Here is a 21067-nt window from a genome sequence, read left to right on the forward strand (position 1 = left end):
GGCCGGCGTCAAACGTCGATGGCCGGTCGGTGGTCATCGCCTGGCCAAGGATGGCGATGTTCGAGCGGATGCCGTGCTTCTTCGCGAACGCTTCGGAGACCAGAATCGCTGCCGCTGCGCCGCAGGTCGGCGGGCAGCACTGGGCGCGGGTCAGCACGCCGTAGATGGTCGGCGTGGCGAGGATCTGCTCGGCGGTCATCTGCTCGCGGAAGATCGCCTTGTCGTTGTGCTCGGCGTGGCGGCGCGCCTTCTCGGCGATCTTGGCGAAGGTGGCATTGGTCGCGCCGTACTTCTGCTGGTACTCGAGGCCCGCGCCGCCAAACAGGTGCGGCGCCATCGGCGTGGTCGGCGCTGCCGGCTGCAGCGCGTGCGATTGCTCGATCCATTTACCCATCGGTGGTGGCCGGTCGTTGAACACGGCGGCCAGCGCGCCCGGCGCCATCTGCTCGAAGCCGACGGCGAGCACGCAGTCGGCCATGCCGCTGGCGATCGCCTGGCGTGCGAGGTACAGCGCGGTGGAGCCGGTCGAGCAATTGTTGTTGACGTTGATTACCGGCACGCCGGTCATGCCGACTTCATAGACCACGCGCTGGCCGCAGGTGGAATCGCCGTACACGTAGCCGGCATAGACCTGCTGCACCTGCTCGTAGCCGACGCCGGCGTCGGCCAGCGCCAGGCGGATCGCCCGCGGGCCCATGACGGTGTAAGGATCGGCGGCGCTCGGCTTGACGAAGGGAATCATGCCGACGCCGGCGACGATCACTTTGGCTGGGCTCATGGAATCAGGTCCTCGGGGGTGGGATTGGTTCGGGGATGCAGAGTGTCGCCCGGCCGTCGCGCCTTGGGTCAAATCCTTGGTTGGGGGAGGGTTGGCCCCGGGATCGAGGCGGTGCCCGTCTCGCGACGGACGGAATGCACGGGCTGCAAAGCGATTTGCACGGTCCCTCAGGCGCCGGGCGCGGCGATTTGGATACTCAGCTGCACGCCCTTCCTGACCGCGAGAAACAGCGATGACGCAAACCATTGACAGCGATTACCTGGTCATCGGCGCCGGCGGCATGGGCATGGCATTTGTCGACGAGATCATCACTCAGACCTCCGCAACGGTGACCATCGTCGATCGCAATCATCGTCCGGGCGGTCACTGGAACGACGCCTATCCCTTCGTGCGCCTACACCAGACATCCACCTGCTACGGCGTCAACTCGACGCCGCTGGGCAACGGCACCATCGACCAGGTGGGCTGGAACAAGGGCTGTTACGAACTGGCCAGCGGCAGCGAGGTAGTCGCCTATTTCGACCAGGTGATGCGCCAGCGCTTCCTGCCGTCCGGCCGGGTCAAGTACCTGCCGATGTGCGACTACCGCGAAGACGGCTCGGTGGTCTCGCGGGTCAATGGCAACCGCTACGAGATCCGCGCCAGGAAGATTGTCGACGCGACCTACATCAACGTCACCGTGCCCTCGCAGCGGCCGCCGAAGTTCAAGGTGGAAGGAGGCGCCGTCTGCGTGCCACCGAACAGCGTGCCGAAGCTGGCGCCCGAGTACAGCAAGTTCGCCGTCGTCGGCTCCGGCAAGACCGGCATCGATACGTGTTTGTTCCTGCTCGAAATGGGCGTCGCCCCGGCGGACATCACCTGGGTGATGCCGAACGACGCCTGGCTGTTCGACCGCTTCACCGTCAATCCTGGCCGCAAGTTCACCGACATCATCACGGCGGGACGAGTCGAAGTGCTGAAGGCCGCACTGGCTGCGGATTCGGTCGACGACTTCTTCCAGCGCGTGGTCGCCTGCGATCAGCTGTTCCAGTTCGATCCCAAGGTGAAGCCGACCAACTGGCGCTGCGCGACCGTCACCAAGCTGGAACTGGAACAGCTGCGCAGCATCCCGAACATCGTCCGCATGGGCCATGTCGATGCCGTGGCGCCGGGCGAAATGCGCCTCAAGAAGGGTGTGTTCAAGACAGCGCCGGGCACGCTGTACATCGACTGCGCCGCCGACGGCCTGAAGAATCGTCCCGAGAAGATGGTGTTCGACGGCAACCGGATCACCCTGCAGACGGTGCGCATGTGCCAGCAGGTCTACAGCGCCGGCTACATCGGCAATGTCGAAGCCAATCTGACCGACGAAGTGCGCAAGAACGAGCTGTGCCGCCCGGTGCCGCTGCCCCACGCCGCGAACGATTACCTGCGCTGCGCGATCCAGGACAGCGAAAACATGCTGATCTGGCTGACCGAACCGTCGGTGGTGAAGTGGATCAACGAGTCGCGTATCGACCTGTTCAGCCCGGTCTTCGATTTCGATTGCCCCGTCATCGGCCCGCAAATCCAGGCGATGGGCGAGTTGTTGAACCTCGCGATTCCAAAGATGCGCCAGCTGCTCGAGGACGAAAAGGCTACGGCTGCGGCCTGAGTGCGGGTTCCGATCTAAGGCTTTGCCGTAGACGCAAAAGCCCCCTCAGCCTTGGCTGAGGGGGCTTTTGCATGGGCCTGCCGAATTCCGGAAAAGGTTCGTTTTGGCCATTCCCCTTGATCGCACGTCCCACACGAGCGGGTAGCTGTCAGCGCCCTCTCAAACGGTCATGATTCCGGCACCAGACGCTGGAAGAACACGCTCCGTGACCTTCCTGCGCTCGAAATCCATTACCGACCGCAGCCCGGAAGGCTGCGACGGATCCCACTGCGATAACGGAGAGAACAGATGGCAACCGCTACCCAGAACGCGCCGGCGCAGACCGGCACCCCGCAGTACGACGCCGTGGTGATCGGCGCAGGCGTGGCTGGCCTGTACCAGACCTATCGGTTGAACGAGGCGGGCTTCAAGGTGAAATCGTTCGAGGCAGGCTCCAACGTCGGCGGCACCTGGTACTGGAACCGCTACCCGGGCGCCCGCTTCGATTCCGAAGCCGAGATTTACCAGTACTGGTTCTCCAAGGACATGTACGCGCAGTGGAAGCCCACCGAGCGCTTTCCGGCGCAGCCGGAAACCGAGCAGTGGCTGAACCATGTCGCCGACCTGCACGACATCCGCAAGCACTACACGTTCTCGACGCGGGTCACCGTCGCCCACTACGACGAAACGAAGAAGCTCTGGACCATCTCGACCGACAAGGGCGAAACGGTCACCGCGCGCTTCTTCATCAGCTGCGCCGGCATGCTGTCCGCGCCGCTGGAAAACCGCTTCCCGGGCCAGGACACCTTCAAGGGCCGCGTCTTCCACACCGCGCGCTGGCCAAAGGAAGCGATCGACTGGACCGGCAAGACCGTCGGCGTGGTCGGCACCGGCGCCACCGGCATCCAGGTGATCCAGACGATCGCTTCGAAGGTGGCCAAGCTGAAGGCCTTCGTGCGCACGCCGCAGTACGTCATCCCGATGAACAATCCGAAGTATTCGGAAGCGGATTGGGACAAGAAGGTCGACGGCTTCGAGGACCTCAAGAAGCGCGTGCAGTCGACGTTCTCCGGCTTCGAATACGACTTCGCCAACGGCTCCTGGCACGACAAGACGCCGGCCGAGCGCCGCGCGATCTACGAGCATTACTGGAAGGATGGCTCGCTGGCGCTGTGGCTGTCGGCGTTCCCGGAAGTGTTCACCGATGAAGCGGCCAGCGCCGACATCTCCGAGTTCGTGCGCGAAAAGATGCGCGAGCGCCTGAACAACGATCCCTATCTCTGCGAGAAGCTGATTCCCAAGCCCTCCGACTACGGCTTCGGCACTCACCGCGTGCCGCTGGAAAGCAAGTATCTCGAAGCCTACCTGCGGCCGAACGTGGAGATCGTCGACTGCCGTGAATCGGCCATCGACCGCGTGCTGCCGAACGGCGTGCAGATGAAGGACGGCACCGTGCACGAGGTCGACATCCTGGTCCTGGCCACCGGCTTCGACGCCGGCTCGGGCGCCCTCAGCCGCATCGACGTGCGCGGCCGTGGCGGCCGTTCGCTGAAGGACGACTGGGGCCGCGACATCCGCACCGCGATGGGCGTGGGCGTGCACGGCTACCCGAACCTGTTCACCACCGCCGTACCGCTGGCACCGTCGGCTGCACTCTGCAACATGACCACCTGCCTGCAGCAGCAGGTCGACTGGATCAGCGACTGCATGATCCGCCTGCGCGACAAGGGCGTGACCGAGATCGAGCCGACCAAGGCGTTCGAGGATGCCTGGGTTCAGCACCACGACGACATCGCGAACGCGACCCTGATCGTCAAGACCGACAGCTGGTACATGGGCTCGAACGTCGAAGGCAAGCCGCGCCGTTTGCTGTCGTACTGCGGCGGCGTCGGCACTTATCGCGGCAAGTGCGATGAAGTGGCGGCGAAGGACTACGAAGGCTTTGCGATGAGCTGAAGCCTGTTCGCGCGAGCCCGCCAGGGGTCTGATGGCATTACCTTGATCGCTGCGTTGCGAGTCGAAAGCCGCCGGGCATCCGTGCGGCGATCGACGAAGCGCTGCGCCGCGAGACTCGGCACAGCGCTGACGGTTTGCGGTACGCGCTGCATTAGGAACCACGCACTCGGCGTCGCCACGGCAGGCGTCTGCGCAGGGCCTCCCGGCCATCGACGAGCAGGCGCCACCATTCGCCGAACACGATCTGCAGCGGATTGTCGCTGCGTGGCACCCCGGCGAGACCGTAGCGCAACGGCTCGTCGGCGGGCGCATCGGCGAAGGTTCCGAACCAACGGTCCCAGACGATCAGCAGGCCGCCGAAATTGCGGTCACGCAGCGCTTCGTTGCTGGCGTGATGGACGCGGTGATGGGCCGGGGTGTTGATCCACCACTCCAGCCAGCCCAGCGAGCGCACGGTTTCGGTGTGGACGAAGAACTGGAACAACAGGTTCAGGCCGAAGGCGCCGAGCACCGCCGGCGCCGGGAAGCCGAGCGCGACCAGCGCCAGCAACCACAGCCAGGTGCCGGACAGCAGGTCGGTCCAGCCGAGCCGGTAGGCGGCGCTCAGGTTGAAATGGGTGCTGGAGTGATGGACCGCGTGGGTCGCCCAAAGCCAGCGCAGGTGATGGCTGGCGCGGTGGTAGCCGTAGTAGATGAAGTCGACCAGCAGTACCAGGCCGACGAAAGCCAGCGGCGTGCGGATCGGCAGATCGAACAGGGCATGGGCGGCGACCCAGGCGAACAACGGCGCCAGCAGCGCCGCAGTCACCGGACGGATCAGGACGTTGCCGAAGGCGACGGCAGTGGACGCCGCCGATTCGCGCCAGTCATACGCGGCTGGCCGTAGTCGCCATTCGAGCAAGGCGAGCAATACCAGCAAGCCCAGCAGCAGTGGCCGCTGCTGGGCTTGCGTGGCTCCCTGGAACAGCATCGGGCTCATGAACGGATCCGGGCTCAGGGCTGGATGGTGGTTTCGCGGCTCATGCTTTCGCCGTTGGGGCCGGTCGCGACCGTGCCGCCGCTGAGGCTGCCATCGTCGTTGCGGACGATGCTGCCGTCCCGCGACCAGGTCTTGCCGCTGTTGGTGGTGCCCTGGACGCCGCGCGAGCAACCGCTGCCTTCCGCGCAGCTGCCGCTGGCATCGCGGACATAGCCGCGGCCCGCGCTGCCCTGCACGTCGCGATGCCGCTGATAGCTGCCGTTGCCGGCCTCGACGCTGCTGTCGCGATGCAGGCTGCGGCCCTGTGGGCCAGTGGCGCTACCGGAGCGGCTGCGTTCGCGGGCTTCGGCGGTGGTTGCGAGCAGGCTCAGCAGGATGCCTGCGGTGGTGAGGACGAGACGGGTTTTCATGGTGGATCTCCTGAAGAACAACGAAGGAACGGCGGGTACTGCGGGTGGGGGAATCAACCGGGGCGCTTGAACAGCAAGCCGCGCAGTTCGGCGCGCTCGACGACGCCGTCCCGATTGCTGTCGAAACCTTGCATCAGCTTCAGGCGCGCATCGATGAACTCGGCCTGGCTCAGCTGGCCATCGGCATTGCCGTCCATGGCCCGGAACTGCGCCGCTGAAGCCCGTTCGACTTCGGCGGCGGTGACCACGCCGTCACCGTCGAGATCGATGCGGCGCGGATCGAGGTCCTGAACCTCGGCGGCCCTGGCGCCACCGACGGCGAAGGCCGCGGTCAGCAGCAGGAGACGGGGAATGTGGATCGGATTCATCGGGAGCTGCCTCGGTCGTCGAGGCCTATTTGCCTCGCCGCCAGACTGCAGCGCCCAGGTAAGCCCGCGATGTCCGACCGGTGAGCCCTTGTACCGCTGTGTAAGCCTGTGTAAGCGCGCCTTGAGCCGCGGCGGCCAGGCCCGGAGAATCAGGGCATGAAAAGCGAACTGGACATCCTCGTCGTCGAAGACGACCGCGAACTCGGCGAACTGGTGTCGGCGCTGCTCAAGCGCGAAGGCATGCAGCCGCACTGGGTCGCCGACGGCCGGGCGATGGACGAGGCCCTCAAGCGCCTGCGCCCGGACCTGATCCTGCTCGACCTGATGCTGCCCGGCGAGGACGGCCTGTCGATCTGCCGGCGGCTGCGTGCGCAGGGCCAGGTGCCGATCATCATGCTGACCGCCAAGGGCGACGACATCGACCGCATTCTCGGCCTCGAACTCGGCGCCGACGATTACCTGCCCAAGCCCTTCAATCCACGTGAACTGGTCGCCCGCATTCGCGCCGTCGCCCGGCGCAGCGTCGTCGACGCCACCGAGGCGGCCGCACGACCTTCCAGCGAGCGGCTGCGCTTCGACCGCTTCCTTTTCGATCTCGATGCCCGGCGGCTGCTCGACGGCAGTGAGGCCATCGAACTGTCGGCTGGCGATTTCGAACTGCTGCGGGCCTTCGTGCGCCATCCGCTGCGGGTGCTGTCGCGCGACCAGCTGATGGAATCGGCGCGCTCGCGCAGCTGGGACGCCTACGACCGCAGCATCGACGTCGCTGTCGTGCGCCTGCGCCGCAAGCTGGAACGCGATCCGTTGAAGCCGGAACTGATCAAGACCGTGCGCAACGGCGGCTACCTGTTCGCGGTACCGGTCGAGCGCCTGCCGTGATCGGCCTGACCCTGCGCCTCGGTCTGCTGCTGAGTGCGGCGATCCTGCTGACGGCTCTGGCCGTCGGCGGCGCGTCCTGGCTCAGCCGCGAGCCGGCTGACGCCCGGCCGCGCCTGCCGCTGCCGGAACAGCTGTCGGCGATCGTCCATCTGCTGGAACAGCTGCCGGCGGCGCAGCGCGGCCTGCTGCAGCAGGCGCTGACCTCCGACGGCCTGAGCCTGAGCCTCGTCGCCGCACCGGCCGGACGCCCGGCGCACCCGGTGCGCGAGCTGCCGGCGCTGAGCTGGATGGTGTCGCGCTATGCCCTGGCGCTGGGCGATCACGCGGTGAGCGCCGACCTCGTCGACGATGCGGACGGCCTGCGCCTGCGGCTGCGCACCGAACTCCACGATGGCACGCCGCTCAGCCTGGAAATGCGCGGCGATGCGTTGCGGCGGCTGCGCGACCGGCCCATCGTGGTCCTGCTGGGCCTGGCGCTGCTGATCACCGCCGGCCTCGCCACCTGGGGTCTGCGCCGCCAGATCCGCCCGATCGAACAACTTGCCGATGTCATGGATCGCTACGGCACGCCGACAGCGCAGGCGCTGCCGCCAGCCCGCGGCGCGCCGGAAGTGCGCCGCCTGCACGAGGCCTTCGGCCGGGCGAGCCGGCGCATCGAGCAGCTGATCGACGATCGCGGCACGCTGTTCGCGGCGCTCAGCCACGACCTCGGCACCTATCTGACCCGGCTGCGGCTGCGCATCGAACTGATCGGCGACGACGCTCAGCGCCAGCGCGCCGAGCAGGACATCGGCCACATGGCGACCCTGCTGCGCGACCTGCTGAACATCGCCCGGCTGCGCACCGCGCCGGCCACCGAACACGAGCCGCTGGATTTCGCGGGCCTGCTGCGCGAGGAACTGGACGCCGTCGACGCCCGTGCCGATGTGCGGACCATCATCCGGCGACTGCCGGACGGACCGCTGACGGTGCGCGGCAATGCCACGCTGCTGCGGCGGCTGCTCGCCAATCTGCTCGACAACGCCGCCAAGCACGGCGGCGGCGTGATCGACGTGACACTCGACGAGCGGGATGGCGAATTACGGTTGCTGATCGAGGACCGCGGCCCGGGCATCCCGGAGGCGGAGTTGGCGGAAGTGTTCGAGCCTTTCCATCGCGGTGACGCCGCCCGCAACCTGAATCAGCCAGGCTCCGGCCTGGGCCTGGCCATCGTCGCCGATGCGGTCCGCCAGCATCGGGGCCGCATCAGCTTGAGCAACCGCGCTGGCGGCGGCCTCCGCGTCAGCCTGAGTTTGCCGGCTGATTGAGCAGGCGGATCGGAAGTGAGTGCGGGGTCCTGGTGCGGCGCAGACAACGAAGCGTTAGTGATGTGGCGATGGATCGTGCTGCGAATCCAGGCGCGATGAGGAGCCATAGTGGTTCTATGGCGACGATTCGCAACGAAGAATGGCGATGGCCATGGACCCCATCATGTTCTCGCCGTCCCAGCCACATCTGGCGAATGAAGCCGATCACGGCTTCGCGCCCAGCACGTCGGCCGTCGCCCGCATCACGGCCCGCGATTTATTCACCGTTTCGTCCCACTCGGACTGCGGCACCGAATCGGCGACGACACCGCAGCCGGCCTGCGCGTGGACCATGCCGTCCTTGATCACCGCCGTGCGAATGGCGATGGCCATGTCCATGTTGCCATCCCAGCCGAGATAGCCGACCGCGCCGCCGTAGATGCCACGGGCGACCGGTTCGAGTTCGTCGATGATCTCCATCGCGCGGACTTTCGGTGCGCCGCTCAAGGTGCCGGCCGGGAAGGTCGCGGCCAATGCGTCGAGCGCATCGAGGCCCGGCTTCAACTGGCCGGTGACGTTGGAGACGATGTGCATCACATGGCTGTAGCGCTCGACGATCATCTTCTCGGTGAGCTTCACCGAGCCGGTCTGCGCGACCCGGCCGACATCGTTGCGGCCGAGGTCGATCAGCATCAGGTGCTCGGCGATTTCCTTCGGATCGGCGAGCAGATCGGCTTCCAGCGCGCGATCTTCCTCGACCGACTTGCCGCGCACGCGCGTGCCGGCAATCGGTCGCACGGTGACTTCGCCCGCTTCCGCGCGCACCAGGATTTCCGGGCTAGAGCCAACGACGTGGTGATCGTCAAGGTTCAGGCAGTACAGGTAGGGCGATGGATTCAGGCGGCGCAGTGCGCGGTACAGCGTCACCGGCGGCGCGGTGAACGGCGCGCTCATCCGCTGCGAAGGCACCACCTGCATCACGTCGCCGGCGGCGATGTAGTCCTTGACCTTCAGCACGGCCTGCTTGAAAGCGTCCTCGCCGAAGCCGGAGACGAATTCCGGCATCGGGCCGGTCGCGGCCGGCAGCGCGGGCACCGGTTCGGCCAGCATGGCTTCGATCGCATCGAGCCGCGCTACACCGCGCTGCATGTCCGCAGGCGATGAGGGATCGGCATGGACGATGAGGGTCAGGGTCGCGCGCAGCGCATCGAACACCACCAGCTCGTCCGAGCGCATCAGCAGCACATCGGGCGTGCCGAGCGGATCGGGCTTGGCGGCTTTCAGGCGTGGCTCGAACAGGCGCACGCATTCGTAGCCGAAGTAGCCGACGAAACCGCCCGAGAAGCGCGGCAGCTTGGCGTCCGGGGCGACCCGGATGGTCGCCGCATGCTCGCGCAGCCAGACGATCGGATCGGCCGCTTCGACCGTCCGGGTGACGACGCCGTCGACCGTCACTGTGACCGTGTGGCCCTTGATGCGGACGATCTCGCGCGCACTCAGGCCGATGAACGAATAGCGGCCCCAACGCTCGCCGCCGTGCATCGATTCCAGCAGATAGGTGTACGGGCGGTTGCCCAGCTTCAGATAGGTGCCGACCGGCGTATCAAGGTCGCCGGGCAACTCGCGCGTCAGCGCGACATGGGTGTATTCGGACATGGCAAACGGGCATTCGGTGGAAGGGAGCGTTCAGCCCCGGGCGCAGCGGATTCGGCAACGACGGATCACCATCGCCAACCGGCTGCGCCTGCAAAGTCCACCCAGCTTGTCATGTCCCGTTCCAGCTCCCGTCAGCCTCAGGCTTTGGCAATCTCGGCCCGCATGGCCGCAATGGTAGCCGCGTAGTCACTGGTATTGAAAATCGCCGAGCCGGCGACGAAGGCATCGGCACCGGCGGCGGCGATCGAACGGATGTTGTCGACCTTCACGCCGCCGTCAATTTCGAGGCGGATCTCGTGGCCGGTTTCGGCGTGATGGGCGTCGATCAGGCGGCGCGCTTCGCGCAGCTTGTCGAGCGCGCTGGGCAGAAAGCTCTGGCCACCGAAACCCGGGTTGACCGACATCAGCAGCACGATGTCGACCTTGTCCATCACGTAGCGCAGGTGATCGAGCGGCGTTGCCGGATTGAACACCAGGCCGGCCTTGCAGCCGGCATCACGGATCGCCTGCAGGCTGCGGTCGATGTGCTTGGTCGCTTCCGGATGGAAGGTCACCGAGCTGGCACCGGCCTTGGCGAACAAGGCAGCCAGAGAGTCGACGGGCTCGACCATCAGGTGCACGTCAATCGGCGCCTTCACCCCATATTTGCGCAGCGCTTCGCAGACCATCGGCCCAATGGTGAGGTTGGGAACGTAATGGTTGTCCATGACATCGAAGTGGACCCAGTCGGCGCCGGCGGCGAGAACTTTCGCCGTATCGTCACCGAGGCGTGCGAAATCCGCCGACAGAATGCTCGGGGCGATGACGGCGGGCAGCGGTGACAGGCTCATGGGGACTCCGCTTGGGTAGAGGTGGAAGTGCGCGAAATCTAACAGATTTGCCCGGTTTTGCCTGTTCTTGATTATGCTGCTTAAAACCGGTTCTGATCGATCCGTCGCCAGGTCGATATATAGATTTATGGCATCAATAAAATAAAAACGATTGCCTTTACCAATTTATCGAGACCCACCAGACTGCGGGCCAACGCTGAAGCAGTGCCTGCACAGATTCGCAAACCGGCAAAAAAACTGCGAAGTCGTGAATCGATCATGGAATTTGCCGGTCGCAATACCCAAGACTCTGAAATGAGCGCTGAACAGTGAAGCGCATGAAGTCGCCGGGCAAATCCAGATCTCGAAAATCGATCACCTCACCCATCGCAAGCAGCAATAACTAAAGAGCAGCAACAGGAGAGAACCATGTCAACCGAACCCAAGTGCCCGATGTCGGGCGACGCTCGCAAGCCGCCATTGGCGGGAGCCCGAACCAATGCAGACTGGTGGCCGAATCAGCTCAACCTGAAGGTCCTAAGTCAGCATTCCTCGAAGTCCAACCCGATGGACGAGTCGTTCAACTACGCCGAGGCGTTCAAAAGCCTCGACCTCAATGCCGTGGTCCAGGATCTTCATGCCCTGATGACCGATTCGCAGGACTGGTGGCCGGCGGACTACGGCCACTACGGCCCGTTCTTCATCCGCATGGCCTGGCACAGCGCCGGCACCTACCGCATCGCCGACGGCCGTGGCGGCGCCGGCTTCGGCACCCAGCGCTTCGCACCCCTGAACAGCTGGCCGGACAACGGCAATCTCGACAAGGCGCGCCGTCTGCTCTGGCCGATCAAACAGAAGTACGGCCGGGCCATCTCCTGGGCCGATCTGATCGTGCTCACCGGCAACGTCGCCCTCGATTCGATGGGCTTCAAGACCTTCGGCTTCGCCGGCGGTCGCGAGGACGTCTGGGAACCTGGCGAAGACATCTACTGGGGCCCCGAAACCGAATGGCTTGCGAACAGCGACAAGCCGAACAGCCGCTACTCCGGTGACCGCGATCTGGCAGAACCGCTCGGCGCGGTGCAGATGGGCCTGATCTACGTCAATCCCGAAGGCCCGGACGGCAAGCCGGACCCATTGGGCTCGGCGCGCGACATCCGCGAAACCTTCGCCCGCATGGCGATGAACGACGAAGAGACCGTGGCGCTGACCGCTGGCGGCCACACTTTCGGCAAATCCCATGGTGCCGTCGATGCCGCCAACATCGGCCCCGAGCCGGAAGGCGCGGCCATCGAGGAGCAAGGCCTGGGCTGGATCAACCGCTTCGGCAGCGGCGCGGGCGTGCATGCCTTCACCAGCGGCATCGAAGGCGCCTGGACGCCCACCCCAATCACCTGGGACAACAGCTACTTCGAAACCCTGTTCGGTTACGAGTGGGAACTGACCAAGAGCCCGGCCGGCGCACATCAGTGGAAGCCCGTTGGCGGCGCCGGCAGCAGCACCGTGCCGGACGCCCATGACCCGAGCAAACGCCACGCGCCGACGATGACCACGGCGGACATGGCGATGCGCATGGATCCCGCCTACGAAAAGATCTCGCGGCGCTACATGGCGAATCCGCAGGAACTCGCCGATGCCTTCGCCCGCGCCTGGTACAAGCTGACGCATCGCGACATGGGCCCGCTGTCCCGTTACCTCGGCCCGCTGGTGCCGAAGGAAGAACTGCTCTGGCAGGATCCGGTTCCGGCCGTCGACCACCTGCTGGTCGATGAGCAGGATGTTGCCGCGCTGAAGGGCAAGATCCTCGCCTCCGGCCTGTCGATCTCCGAACTGGTGACCACGGCCTGGGCGTCGGCAGCGACGTTCCGCAGCAGCGACAAGCGTGGCGGCGCCAATGGCGCGCGCATTCGCCTAGCACCGCAGAAGGACTGGGCGGTCAACCAGCCGGCTGAACTGGCCAAAGTGCTGCAGAAGCTGGAAACGATCCAGAAGGACTTCAACGGCACCGGCGGCAAGAAGATTTCGCTGGCAGACCTGATCGTGCTCGGTGGCTCTGCTGCCGTCGAAGCGGCGGCGAAGAAGGCCGGGCACGACATCAAGGTGCCGTTCTCGCCGGGCCGCACCGATGCCTCGCAGGAGCAGACCGACGTCGACACCTTCGTGGTGCTGGAGCCGACTGCAGATGGTTTCCGCAATTACATCCGCAAGGAACAGGCGGCATCGGCAGCCGAGTTGCTGGTCGACAAGGCGCAGCTGATGAGCTTGACCGGTCCGGAGATGACAGTGCTGGTCGGCGGCCTGCGTGCGCTGAACGCCAATGTCGGGAAATCCGCGCACGGCGTCTTCACCAAGCGGCCGGAAACCCTGAGCAATGATTTCTTCGTCAATCTGCTCGACATGAGAACGAAGTGGCAGAAGTCCGCGAGCGCCGATGGCGTGCTGGAAGGACGTGATCGGACCAGCGGCGAACTGAAGTGGACGGCGACCGTTGTTGATTTGGTGTTCGGTTCCAACTCGCAGCTCCGGGCCCTCGCCGAGGTCTACGCCTGCAGTGACGCGCAGCAGGTTTTCGTGCGCGACTTCGTGGCGGCCTGGACCAAGGTGATGAACCTGGATCGCTACGACCTCGCCTGATAAGCAGGGAGAGCTGGAAGCAGCGAAGCGCTTGAACCGCTGGGAAACATCAGGCCGCCGGAGTGATCCGGCGGCCTTTTTCGTGGCGCGGCGGCAAGCACTTCAATACAGTGACGGCCTGTTCGCTCCTGCCATCGACTAACCCATGGGTCTCGCTCTCTCTATCCACACCTTGTTCGCCGCCATCTGGGTCGGCGGCATGTTCTTCGCTTACGTCTGCCTGCGCCCGACCCTGGCCGGGATCGATGCGAAGACCCGCACCACGCTCTGGGCGCAGGTGCTGCATCGCTTCTTCGGCTACGTGTTCCTGTCCGCCGCGCTGCTGCTCGGCACCGGCCTGCACATGATCCGCAGCCTTGGCGGCATGGCCCATGTCGGCCCGCACGTCCACATCATGCTGACCCTGGGTCTGGTGATGATGCTGCTCGCGCTACACGTCTACTTCGCGCCGCTGAAGCGCCTGAAGCGCGCGGTGATTGCCGGTGATGTCGCCGAAGCCGGCCGCAGAGTCGGGCAGATCCGCATCTTCGTCGGCATCAACCTACTGCTGGGCCTGATCGTCATCGTCGTCGCCAGCGGCGGCCGCTATTTCTTTTCTGGGTTCGCAGGAGTCTGATGATGACGATTCCGCTCCATGAAGCGACCATCACCAGCCTGCCGAAGCTGCACAGCGGCAAGGTCCGCGATCTTTACGCGCTCGGCGATCACCATCTGCTGATCGTCACCAGCGATCGCCTGTCGGCATTCGACGTGATCCTGCCCGATCCGATTCCCGGCAAGGGCGCGGTGCTGAACGCGCTGACCGCGTTCTGGATGGCGCGCTTCGAGGCGCTGATCCCGAACCATTTCGATACCTCCGTCGATCTCGACCAATGGCTGAACCCGGCCGAACGTGCGCAGTGCGAAGGCCGCGCAGTGGTCGCCAAGAAGCTGGTCGCGCTGCCGGTGGAAGCAGTGGCGCGCGGTTATCTGATCGGTTCCGGCTGGAAGGACTACCAGGACAGCGGTGCGGTCTGCGGCATTCCGCTGCCGGGCGGGCTGATGCTGGCCGACAAGCTGCCGCGGCCGATCTTCACGCCGGCCTTCAAGGCGCCGAAGGGCGAGCACGACGCCAACATCTCGTTCGACGACACGGTGAAGCTGGTCGGCGAAAAGCTGGCCGCGCAGGTCCGCGACATCACCCTGCGGCTGTATCAGGAAGCATCCGAGTTCGCGGCGACGCGCGGCATCATCATCGCCGACACCAAGTTCGAGTTCGGTGTCGATGAAGACGGCAGCCTGCATCTGATCGACGAAGTGCTGACACCGGATTCCTCGCGCTTCTGGCCGGCCGCAGCGTATCGCCCCGGCATCAGCCCACCGAGCTTCGACAAGCAGTACGTTCGCGATTATCTGGAAACGCTGGACTGGAACAAGACCGCCCCTGGCCCGAAGCTTCCCGACGAAGTGATCGCCCGCACCGCGAGCACTTACCGCGAAGCGCAGCGCCTCCTCACCGGAAGCTGAAACGCAGATGACTACCGCTTACTGGTGTGTGCTGATCGCCGCCTATCTGCCGATTGCCTGGACCGGCATGGCCAAGTTCGGCGCTGGCGGCAAGGATTTCGACAACGCTGCGCCGCGCGCGATGCTGGCCAAGCTTGATGGCTGGCGACAGCGTGCGAACTGGGCGCAGCTGAATGGCTTCGAAGCGTTTCCCCCATTCGCCGCCGCGGTGATCATTGCCCATCTCGTTGCCGTGCCGCAGGCGCGGATCGACCTGCTGGCGATGGCCTTCATCGCCGCCCGCATCGTCTACGGCATCCTGTACCTCGCGAATCTGCCGACTCTGCGCTCGCTGGCCTGGATGATCGCCACCGGCTGCGTCGTTGCGCTGTTCGTGTCCGCTGCCTGATCAAGTCTGTTCGCTCGAGGAGCCCGCCATGCAGATTCGCATCGAGATCGACGTCAAGCCTGAAGAACTGCGCCGCTTCCTCGGCCTGCCCGATGTCGCCGGCCTGCAGGAAGATCTGATCAGTTTCCTGCGCGACAAGCTTGGCGCGGCGGCGGAGACCTTCGATCCCGCGAGCTTCGTCAAGGACAACCTGCAGACACTTCGGCAGAGCGCGCCCTGGCAGCTGCTGGTGTCGGCGACAGCGCGGTCTTCGGCAAGCGCAGCAGCGCCAGCGGAAAGGCCGGCCGCCAAGCGGACACGCAAGCGTTCGGCCAAAACGGACGGCACGACGGAAGCGAAGACGCCTCGCCGACGGAAGACTGCCCAGCGGAAAGTGGCGAAGCCACCATCGAGCAGCGAGACCTAGCGCGGCGGACTTTCGGCTTGGGTGTGGGTCGAGCGCAGTAAGGCTCTGACCAGTGCAAGGCGGCGGCGATGATCGCCAATCACCCGCTTCGCGGTTCGCGGCAGCAGGTCGATCTGATAACGCAGGGTTTCACCCGGCCGGCGGCTGCGGCGAATGATCTGCCAGCGTTCCTGCAAGCCCTGACGGTGACCGTCGATGGCTCGCGCCTCGTTGCGCGCAAAGCGTCGCAACAAGTCCTGAATTTTGCTGTGACGGCTGTCGGCGATGGCGCCCGGCAAACGCTCTGAATTCTGTGCAGTCATGGTGTTTGGGCAGACCCCAAAACGAAGGAACTGCGTGGCCTTGCGACCACGCAGTTCAGGATCATCGCGAGTGCGGTGATCTGCCGGAGTCGATTACTTGTCGAGCTTGGCGGCAGCCTTCTTCACGGTCGCGGAGGCCTTCTTGGTCGTCGACTTGGCAGCCTTGGAGACCTTGGCAACGATCGGCGACTTGCCGGTCAGCTGCGCCTGGATCGTTTCGACGCCGGTCTTGACGACCTTGTACAGCTCTTCGCCGGTGCGCGAGACGACGGTGACCGTCTGGCTGAACGGGGCGGTCAGCGTGCCGGTGGCCGGCAGGTAGCTGATCGGATCGGCGGCGACAGCCTTCAGGCCGTCGGTCTTCGCCTTCTCGAAGCTGGACACGGCAGCCGAGTAGATTTCCTTGGCGGCGGTTGTGTTCTCGCTGACCAGCGACTTGTAGCCGCCGACGACCACATCACCAGCCTGCTTCAGGCTGTCGATGGAAATCTCGGCAACCTTCTGGCCCTGGCCAGAAATGGATTCAACGCGGCCTTTGACATCTTCAACAACGCTCTGCAGGTTCATCTTCGTACTCCTCACGTTTGGGACGGGGCTCAGATGTTGCGACGCAACAATTGATGCACCGCATCATAACAGCGCGTTTTTGACTGTCAACCACGATTCCGTCCAGCAGACAAGCGGTCGGCGGGGAATTTTCCGCGGACCGCGTTTTCGCTGATTCAGCCCGCGCGTTTCTGGCCATGCCGCCAGGCGCGAACCAGACGCAGCTCTTCATAGCTGTACGCGCCGCTGCCCAGCGCCTCCCAGGCCGGACGCAACCGCGCCTCGCCATGCGCCTGCAGCGCGCTGGCAATCGTCTGCACGCGATCGGTCGGCACCAGGCGCGACAAATCCAGCGGCACGCCATGGGCGAACAGCGCTTCGAGATGGCCAGCGATGGTTGCGGCATCGAGCCCGCGCTTCGTCGCGATCTCGTCGAGCTCCAATCCCTGCTCGAACAGCCGCTGGCTGGCGACGACGGTATCCGGCAGGTCTTCATCGACGATCTGTTTCTCGTCGACGACGAAGGCTGCCGCGTCCTCGGCCGGCGCTTCCGGCACCGACAAGCCTTTGTCGACCAGAAACGCGCGGATCGCCGACGTGAACGCCGCGCCGTACTGCGCCAGTTTGCGGCTGCCGACGCCGGAGATATCGAGAAACGCCGTGCTGGTCAGCGGCTGGCGCTCGGCCATCTGCTTGAGGCTGGCATCGCTGAACACCACGTACGGCGGCACGCCCTGTTGATCGGCCAGGGCCTTGCGCAGGCTGCGCAGCGCTTCGTGCAGGGCTTCCGCTTCCGGCATCGCCGAGGCATCCAGTTCGACACTCCCACCGCGGCGCTTCTTCGGCTTGGCGGTCTTCGGCGCGATCGCGACCTGCACCGGCCGATCGCCCTTGAGCACGGCGCGGCTCGCTTCGTTCAGGCACAGCACCGGGTATTCGTTGCCGGTTTCGCCGAGCAGACCCTGATGCAGCAGCGCCCGCACCAGCAGCCGCCATTCGTCCTGCGAACGCTGCTTGCCGATGCCGTAGACGCTCAAGGCCTGATGGCCGCGATCAATGAGTTTCTGGGTTTCCGAGCCGCGCAGGATGTCGATCAGATACGCCGCGCCGTAGCGTTCATTGCGCTGCGCCAGCCGCGCGATCGCCGACAGGAACTGCCGCGCTTCGAGCGTCCAGTCCTCGACCGGCTTCGGATCGTTGCAGTTGTCACAGGCGCCGCAGGGCGCTTCGAAGTTCTCGCCGAAATAACGCAGCTGGATCGCCCGGCGGCATTCGGTGGATTCGGCGTAATCGAGCACCTTGCGCAGCTGCTGCTTGGCCACGCGCTGCTCGGCTTCCAGCGGCGCGCCAGTCTGCGGATCGACCTTCTGGGCGATCAGGAATTCGGCGGTCTTCAGATCGCCGATGCCGAAGTACAGCAGACAGTCGGCCTTCAAACCATCGCGGCCGGCGCGGCCGGCTTCCTGGTAATAGCCTTCCATGGTTTTCGGCAGGTCGTAGTGCACGACCCAGCGCACGTCCGGCTTGTTGATGCCCATGCCGAACGCGATCGTCGCGACAATCACCTGGGCGTCATCGCGAATGAACGCATCCTGGTTCGCGCGCCGTGTCTCGGCGTTCAGGCCGGCGTGATACGGCAGCGCGCGAATGCCGTCCTCGGCCAGCCCAGACGCCAGTTCGTCGACCCGCTTGCGCGACAGGCAGTAGACGATGCCGGAATCATTCGGCCGCTTGCGCGCGCGATCGAGCAGCTCGGGGTAAGTACGGCCATCCTTGGCGCTGACCGCGTAATGCAGATTCGGCCGGTTGAAACTCGAGACGTGAATCGTCGGCTCGACCAGGCCCAGCTGATGGACGATGTCCTGCCGCACGCGGCCAGTGGCCGTCGCCGTAAACGCGAATACCGGGACGTCCGGAAAGTGATCGCGCAAGCAGTGCATCTGCCGATAATCGGGCCGGAAATCGTGGCCCCATTCAGAGACGCAGTGCGCCTCGTCGATGGTGAAGCCGGACAAGCCCTGCACGTCCTTGAGCCGCGGTAGGAAGCCGCTCAGGAAGTCCGGCGTCAGCAGCCGTTCGGGCGCCAGATAGAGCAGCTTGTAGTCACCGCGCAGCAGACCGGCGGTGGTCTCGCTGACTTCGCGCGCAGTCAACGATGAATTCAGAAACGCGGCATTGATGCCGTTGTCGCGCAGCAGCCGCACCTGATCCTGCATCAGCGCGATCAACGGCGAGACCACCACCATGACGCCGGGCCTGAGCAAAGCCGGCAACTGGAAGCACAGCGATTTGCCGCCGCCGGTCGGCATGATCGCCAGCAGATCGTGGCCGGCCATCGCATCGCCGAGCACGGCGCGCTGGCCGGGACGAAAGCTGTCGAAGCCGAACCAGCGCTTCAGCGCGGCTTCGAGCGATCCGTCGATCGGGTTTGCGGTTTCAGCGACAGGCAACATTGCAGGCGATGGCATCCAGGCGTGCGGGAGACGGCCCGCATTGTCGCCGGTCGCGGCAGCAGCGACACATGGACAGCATCGGACAGGGCCGCGACAATCGGCCGACCATGCTTCCCGATCCCTACCATCGCGTACACAAGCTGCTGTGGCTGGGCGAACCCCGCTCGATCTGGGGCCGCCGCCTGCTGAAACCTGGCCGCTACGCGCTGGCGCTGCTGCGCGACCTGCTCGAAGGCGAGATCGCCCTGCGGGCGATGAGCCTGGTCTACACCACCCTGCTGTCGCTGGTGCCGCTGCTGGCGCTGGCGTTCTCGGTGCTGAAAGCCTTCGGCGTGCACAACTCGCTAGAGCCGATCCTGGCCCAGGCGCTGCAGCCGCTCGGCGATCAGGCCAAGGTGATCAGCGACAACGTCATCGCCTTCGTCGACAACATCAAGGTCGGGGTGCTCGGCTCGATCGGCATCGCGCTGCTGCTGTACACCTCGGTGTCGATGATTTCGAAGATCGAGGCCAGCTTCAATTTCATCTGGAAGATCAAGCAGGAGCGTGGCGTCACTCAGCGCTTCGGCGAGTACCTGTCGGTGCTGCTGATCGGACCGGTCCTGGTGTTCTCGGCACTCGGCCTGACCGCGACCCTGCGCTCGAGCACCATCGTCATGACCCTGGCGATGTACGAGCCGTTCGGCACCACCTTGCTGCTGGTGACCAAGCTGGCGCCGTACGTGCTGATCGTCGGCGCGCTGACCTTCATCTACAGCTTCATTCCGAACACCCGGGTGACGTTCCGCGCCGCAGCAGCCGGTGGCCTGTTCGCCGGCATCGCCTGGGAAAGCGCCAGCATCGGTTTCGCCCGCTTCGTCGGCGGCGCCAGCAGTTACAGCGCGATCTACTCCGGCTTTGCGATCGTCATCATCCTGCTGATCTGGCTGTACGTGAGCTGGCTGATCGTGCTGTACGGCTGCCGGCTGGCGTTCTACATCCAGAACCCGCGCCATCTGGTCGGCAATCTGGTCAGCGTACCGCTGGCAAGCCGGGAGTCCGAGTACCTGCCGATGCGCGTGATGATGCTGGCGGCACGGCGCTTTCAGGCCGGCGAGCCGGCGCTGCCGTTTATCGAAGTCGAGCGCTTGCTCGCGGCCAATGTCGAACGCCTCGAACACGCGGTGAGCCTGCTGACCACTTGCGGCGCGCTGATCGAAACTCAGCCCGATCGTCGCCTGCTGCCGGCGCGTGATCCGGCCAGCTACACGCTGGCCGAACTGTGGCTCTGGTGCCGAGGCCGCTCGCCGGAGTCCATCGCTGGCGGCGCCAGCGATGCCGACGATCGCCTGCTGCTGCGCTTCATCGCCCAGACCGAAGCCGACGCGGCTGCCAGCGGCGCACCGTCATTCGCGGACTGGCTGCACAGTAGAGACGTTTCCCTATAATCGAAGTGCGCTGAACAAGACCGCGGGCGACGCGGCCAGATAGCAGTAAAACAAGGAAACGACCATGGCGAAGCGGGGAGAACCGGGCGATCCAGCAATCGCCGGGGCAACCGAGGCAGCGGCTCCGCGGGTCTGGCTCAAGGCCTATGCGCGCGGGGTACCGGCCGACATCGACACCTCCGGCCATGCGTCGCTCGCCGCGATCATCGATAGCGCCTGCGAGCGCTATCGCGATCTACAGGCCTTCGAGAACATGGGCGCGGTGCTGTCCTACGACGATGTCGATCGACTGTCGCAGGATTTCGCATCCTGGCTGCAGAACGTCGCCGGCCTGCTGCCGGGTGATCGCGTCGCGGTGATGATGCCGAACCTGCTGCAGTACCCGATCACGGTGTTCGGCATCCTTCGCGCCGGGCTGGTGGCGGTCAACGTCAACCCGCAGTACACGCCGCGCGAGTTGGAACATCAGCTCAAGGATTCCGGAGCGCGGGCGATCGTGGTCGTCGAGAACTGTGCGGCGACCTTGGCCCAGGTGATCTCGGCGACACCGCTGGAAATCGTCATCACCACGCAGATCGGCGATCTGCTGCCGTTCCCGAAAAGCCTGCTGACCAACTTCGTGGTCAAGCGGATGAAGCGGATGGTGCCAGCCTGGTCGTTGCCGGGCAGCGT

Annotated in this window: 20 protein-coding genes; 11 read left to right on the plus strand and 9 right to left on the minus strand. The window is 65.2% G+C overall.

Annotation, left to right across the window (positions count from 1 at the left end; genetic code table 11):
- On the minus strand, nt 1-778 hold a 778-nt coding region (locus Q0D45_RS13365; RefSeq protein WP_293393635.1), incomplete at its 3' end, for a beta-ketoacyl synthase N-terminal-like domain-containing protein.
- A 232-nt stretch (nt 779-1010) separates the two neighbouring features.
- On the opposite strand from Q0D45_RS13365, the gene Q0D45_RS13370 reads away from it, so the two are divergent.
- Both Q0D45_RS13370 and Q0D45_RS13375 read left to right on the plus strand, forming a co-directional pair.
- Nucleotides 1011-2411, plus strand: coding sequence for a hypothetical protein (locus Q0D45_RS13370; protein ID WP_293393637.1), 1401 nt, complete (start codon nt 1011-1013; stop codon nt 2409-2411).
- Between the two features lie 288 nt (nt 2412-2699).
- Entirely contained in the window at nt 2700-4346 is a 1647-nt protein-coding gene (locus Q0D45_RS13375; RefSeq protein ID WP_293393639.1) for an NAD(P)/FAD-dependent oxidoreductase, read from the plus strand.
- A 151-nt stretch (nt 4347-4497) separates the two neighbouring features.
- Here Q0D45_RS13375 and Q0D45_RS13380 read toward each other — a convergent pair whose 3' ends face one another.
- The 3 genes from Q0D45_RS13380 to Q0D45_RS13390 are packed head-to-tail and all read right to left on the minus strand — an operon-like array spanning nt 4498 to nt 6103.
- The gene (locus Q0D45_RS13380) at nt 4498-5325 is read right to left on the minus strand and encodes a sterol desaturase family protein (RefSeq protein ID WP_293393641.1); all 828 of its coding nucleotides are present in this window, start codon (nt 5323-5325) and stop codon (nt 4498-4500) included.
- 14 nt (nt 5326-5339) lie between these two features.
- Nucleotides 5340-5735: a hypothetical protein gene (locus tag Q0D45_RS13385; protein WP_293393643.1), complete on the minus strand. Its 396-nt coding sequence runs from the start codon at nt 5733-5735 to the stop codon at nt 5340-5342.
- A gap of 53 nt (nt 5736-5788) precedes the next feature.
- The gene (locus Q0D45_RS13390; RefSeq protein WP_293393645.1) at nt 5789-6103 is read right to left on the minus strand and encodes a hypothetical protein; all 315 of its coding nucleotides are present in this window, start codon (nt 6101-6103) and stop codon (nt 5789-5791) included.
- Nucleotides 6104-6259: 156 nt separating this feature from the next.
- On the opposite strand from Q0D45_RS13390, the gene Q0D45_RS13395 reads away from it, so the two are divergent.
- Both Q0D45_RS13395 and Q0D45_RS13400 read left to right on the plus strand, forming a co-directional pair.
- Nucleotides 6260-6982: a response regulator gene (locus Q0D45_RS13395; protein WP_293393647.1), complete on the plus strand. Its 723-nt coding sequence runs from the start codon at nt 6260-6262 to the stop codon at nt 6980-6982.
- The gene (locus Q0D45_RS13400) at nt 6979-8289 is read left to right on the plus strand and encodes an ATP-binding protein (protein ID WP_293393649.1); all 1311 of its coding nucleotides are present in this window, start codon (nt 6979-6981) and stop codon (nt 8287-8289) included. Before Q0D45_RS13395 ends, Q0D45_RS13400 begins: the two co-directional genes overlap by 4 nt.
- 204 nt (nt 8290-8493) lie before the next feature.
- On the opposite strand, the gene trpE is transcribed toward Q0D45_RS13400, so the two are convergent.
- Nucleotides 8494-9924, minus strand: a complete 1431-nt coding sequence (trpE, locus tag Q0D45_RS13405; RefSeq protein ID WP_293393651.1) for an anthranilate synthase component I — start codon at nt 9922-9924, stop codon at nt 8494-8496.
- 137 nt (nt 9925-10061) lie between these two features.
- The gene (gene rpe, locus Q0D45_RS13410) at nt 10062-10754 is read right to left on the minus strand and encodes a ribulose-phosphate 3-epimerase (protein ID WP_293393653.1); all 693 of its coding nucleotides are present in this window, start codon (nt 10752-10754) and stop codon (nt 10062-10064) included.
- Between the two features lie 408 nt (nt 10755-11162).
- On the opposite strand from rpe, the gene katG reads away from it, so the two are divergent.
- From katG to Q0D45_RS13435, 5 genes are all read left to right on the plus strand, one after another.
- Entirely contained in the window at nt 11163-13367 is a 2205-nt protein-coding gene (gene katG, locus Q0D45_RS13415; RefSeq protein ID WP_293393655.1) for a catalase/peroxidase HPI, read from the plus strand.
- 145 nt (nt 13368-13512) lie between these two features.
- Nucleotides 13513-13983, plus strand: a complete 471-nt coding sequence (locus Q0D45_RS13420) for a CopD family protein (RefSeq protein ID WP_293393657.1) — start codon at nt 13513-13515, stop codon at nt 13981-13983.
- 2 nt (nt 13984-13985) lie between these two features.
- Complete coding sequence (locus tag Q0D45_RS13425) at nt 13986-14873, plus strand: phosphoribosylaminoimidazolesuccinocarboxamide synthase (protein ID WP_293393659.1); 888 nt, start codon at nt 13986-13988, stop codon at nt 14871-14873.
- A 7-nt stretch (nt 14874-14880) separates the two neighbouring features.
- Nucleotides 14881-15261 (plus strand): MAPEG family protein, encoded by a 381-nt coding sequence (locus tag Q0D45_RS13430; protein ID WP_293393661.1) that lies wholly within the window; start codon nt 14881-14883, stop codon nt 15259-15261.
- Nucleotides 15262-15289: 28 nt separating this feature from the next.
- The gene (locus Q0D45_RS13435) at nt 15290-15667 is read left to right on the plus strand and encodes a DUF6489 family protein (protein WP_293393663.1); all 378 of its coding nucleotides are present in this window, start codon (nt 15290-15292) and stop codon (nt 15665-15667) included.
- Here Q0D45_RS13435 and Q0D45_RS13440 read toward each other — a convergent pair.
- The 3 genes from Q0D45_RS13440 to recQ form a co-directional block, all read right to left on the minus strand.
- Nucleotides 15664-15945, minus strand: a complete 282-nt coding sequence (locus tag Q0D45_RS13440) for a hypothetical protein (protein WP_293393665.1) — start codon at nt 15943-15945, stop codon at nt 15664-15666. The two genes, Q0D45_RS13435 and Q0D45_RS13440, sit on opposite strands and share 4 nt — an antisense overlap.
- A 117-nt stretch (nt 15946-16062) precedes the next feature.
- Complete coding sequence (locus Q0D45_RS13445) at nt 16063-16536, minus strand: hypothetical protein (RefSeq protein ID WP_293393667.1); 474 nt, start codon at nt 16534-16536, stop codon at nt 16063-16065.
- Between the two features lie 155 nt (nt 16537-16691).
- On the minus strand, nt 16692-18968 hold the full coding sequence (recQ, locus tag Q0D45_RS13450; protein WP_293393669.1) for a DNA helicase RecQ: 2277 nt from the start codon (nt 18966-18968) through the stop codon (nt 16692-16694).
- Nucleotides 18969-19036: 68 nt separating this feature from the next.
- Here recQ and Q0D45_RS13455 point away from each other — a divergent pair, with 68 nt between their 5' ends.
- Together Q0D45_RS13455 and Q0D45_RS13460 are read left to right on the plus strand one after the other, a co-directional pair.
- Nucleotides 19037-20395 (plus strand): YihY/virulence factor BrkB family protein, encoded by a 1359-nt coding sequence (locus tag Q0D45_RS13455; RefSeq protein WP_293393671.1) that lies wholly within the window; start codon nt 19037-19039, stop codon nt 20393-20395.
- A gap of 64 nt (nt 20396-20459) precedes the next feature.
- Nucleotides 20460-21067, plus strand: a 608-nt coding sequence (locus Q0D45_RS13460) for an AMP-binding protein (protein ID WP_293393673.1), incomplete at its 3' end; no start/stop codon positions are given.

Origin of the sequence: Nevskia sp., assembly GCF_023266035.1 — a bacterium.
In the GTDB taxonomy this organism is placed as follows: Bacteria; Pseudomonadota; Gammaproteobacteria; order Nevskiales; family Nevskiaceae; genus Nevskia.

Bases quoted from the DNA above. Each gene is read 5' to 3' on its own strand.
- Q0D45_RS13370 (WP_293393637.1), top strand. From the start codon at position 1,011: ATGACGCAAACCATTGACAGCGATTACCTGGTCATCGGCGCCGGCGGC.
- Q0D45_RS13375 (WP_293393639.1), top strand. From the start codon at position 2,700: ATGGCAACCGCTACCCAGAACGCGCCGGCGCAGACCGGCACCCCGCAG.
- Q0D45_RS13380 (WP_293393641.1), bottom strand. From the start codon at position 5,325: ATGAGCCCGATGCTGTTCCAGGGAGCCACGCAAGCCCAGCAGCGGCCA.
- Q0D45_RS13385 (WP_293393643.1), bottom strand. From the start codon at position 5,735: ATGAAAACCCGTCTCGTCCTCACCACCGCAGGCATCCTGCTGAGCCTG.
- Q0D45_RS13390 (WP_293393645.1), bottom strand. From the start codon at position 6,103: ATGAATCCGATCCACATTCCCCGTCTCCTGCTGCTGACCGCGGCCTTC.
- Q0D45_RS13395 (WP_293393647.1), top strand. From the start codon at position 6,260: ATGAAAAGCGAACTGGACATCCTCGTCGTCGAAGACGACCGCGAACTC.
- trpE (WP_293393651.1), bottom strand. From the start codon at position 9,924: ATGTCCGAATACACCCATGTCGCGCTGACGCGCGAGTTGCCCGGCGAC.
- rpe (WP_293393653.1), bottom strand. From the start codon at position 10,754: ATGAGCCTGTCACCGCTGCCCGCCGTCATCGCCCCGAGCATTCTGTCG.
- katG (WP_293393655.1), top strand. From the start codon at position 11,163: ATGTCAACCGAACCCAAGTGCCCGATGTCGGGCGACGCTCGCAAGCCG.
- Q0D45_RS13420 (WP_293393657.1), top strand. From the start codon at position 13,513: ATGGGTCTCGCTCTCTCTATCCACACCTTGTTCGCCGCCATCTGGGTC.
- Q0D45_RS13425 (WP_293393659.1), top strand. From the start codon at position 13,986: ATGACGATTCCGCTCCATGAAGCGACCATCACCAGCCTGCCGAAGCTG.
- Q0D45_RS13430 (WP_293393661.1), top strand. From the start codon at position 14,881: ATGACTACCGCTTACTGGTGTGTGCTGATCGCCGCCTATCTGCCGATT.
- Q0D45_RS13435 (WP_293393663.1), top strand. From the start codon at position 15,290: ATGCAGATTCGCATCGAGATCGACGTCAAGCCTGAAGAACTGCGCCGC.
- Q0D45_RS13445 (WP_293393667.1), bottom strand. From the start codon at position 16,536: ATGAACCTGCAGAGCGTTGTTGAAGATGTCAAAGGCCGCGTTGAATCC.
- recQ (WP_293393669.1), bottom strand. From the start codon at position 18,968: ATGTTGCCTGTCGCTGAAACCGCAAACCCGATCGACGGATCGCTCGAA.
- Q0D45_RS13455 (WP_293393671.1), top strand. From the start codon at position 19,037: ATGGACAGCATCGGACAGGGCCGCGACAATCGGCCGACCATGCTTCCC.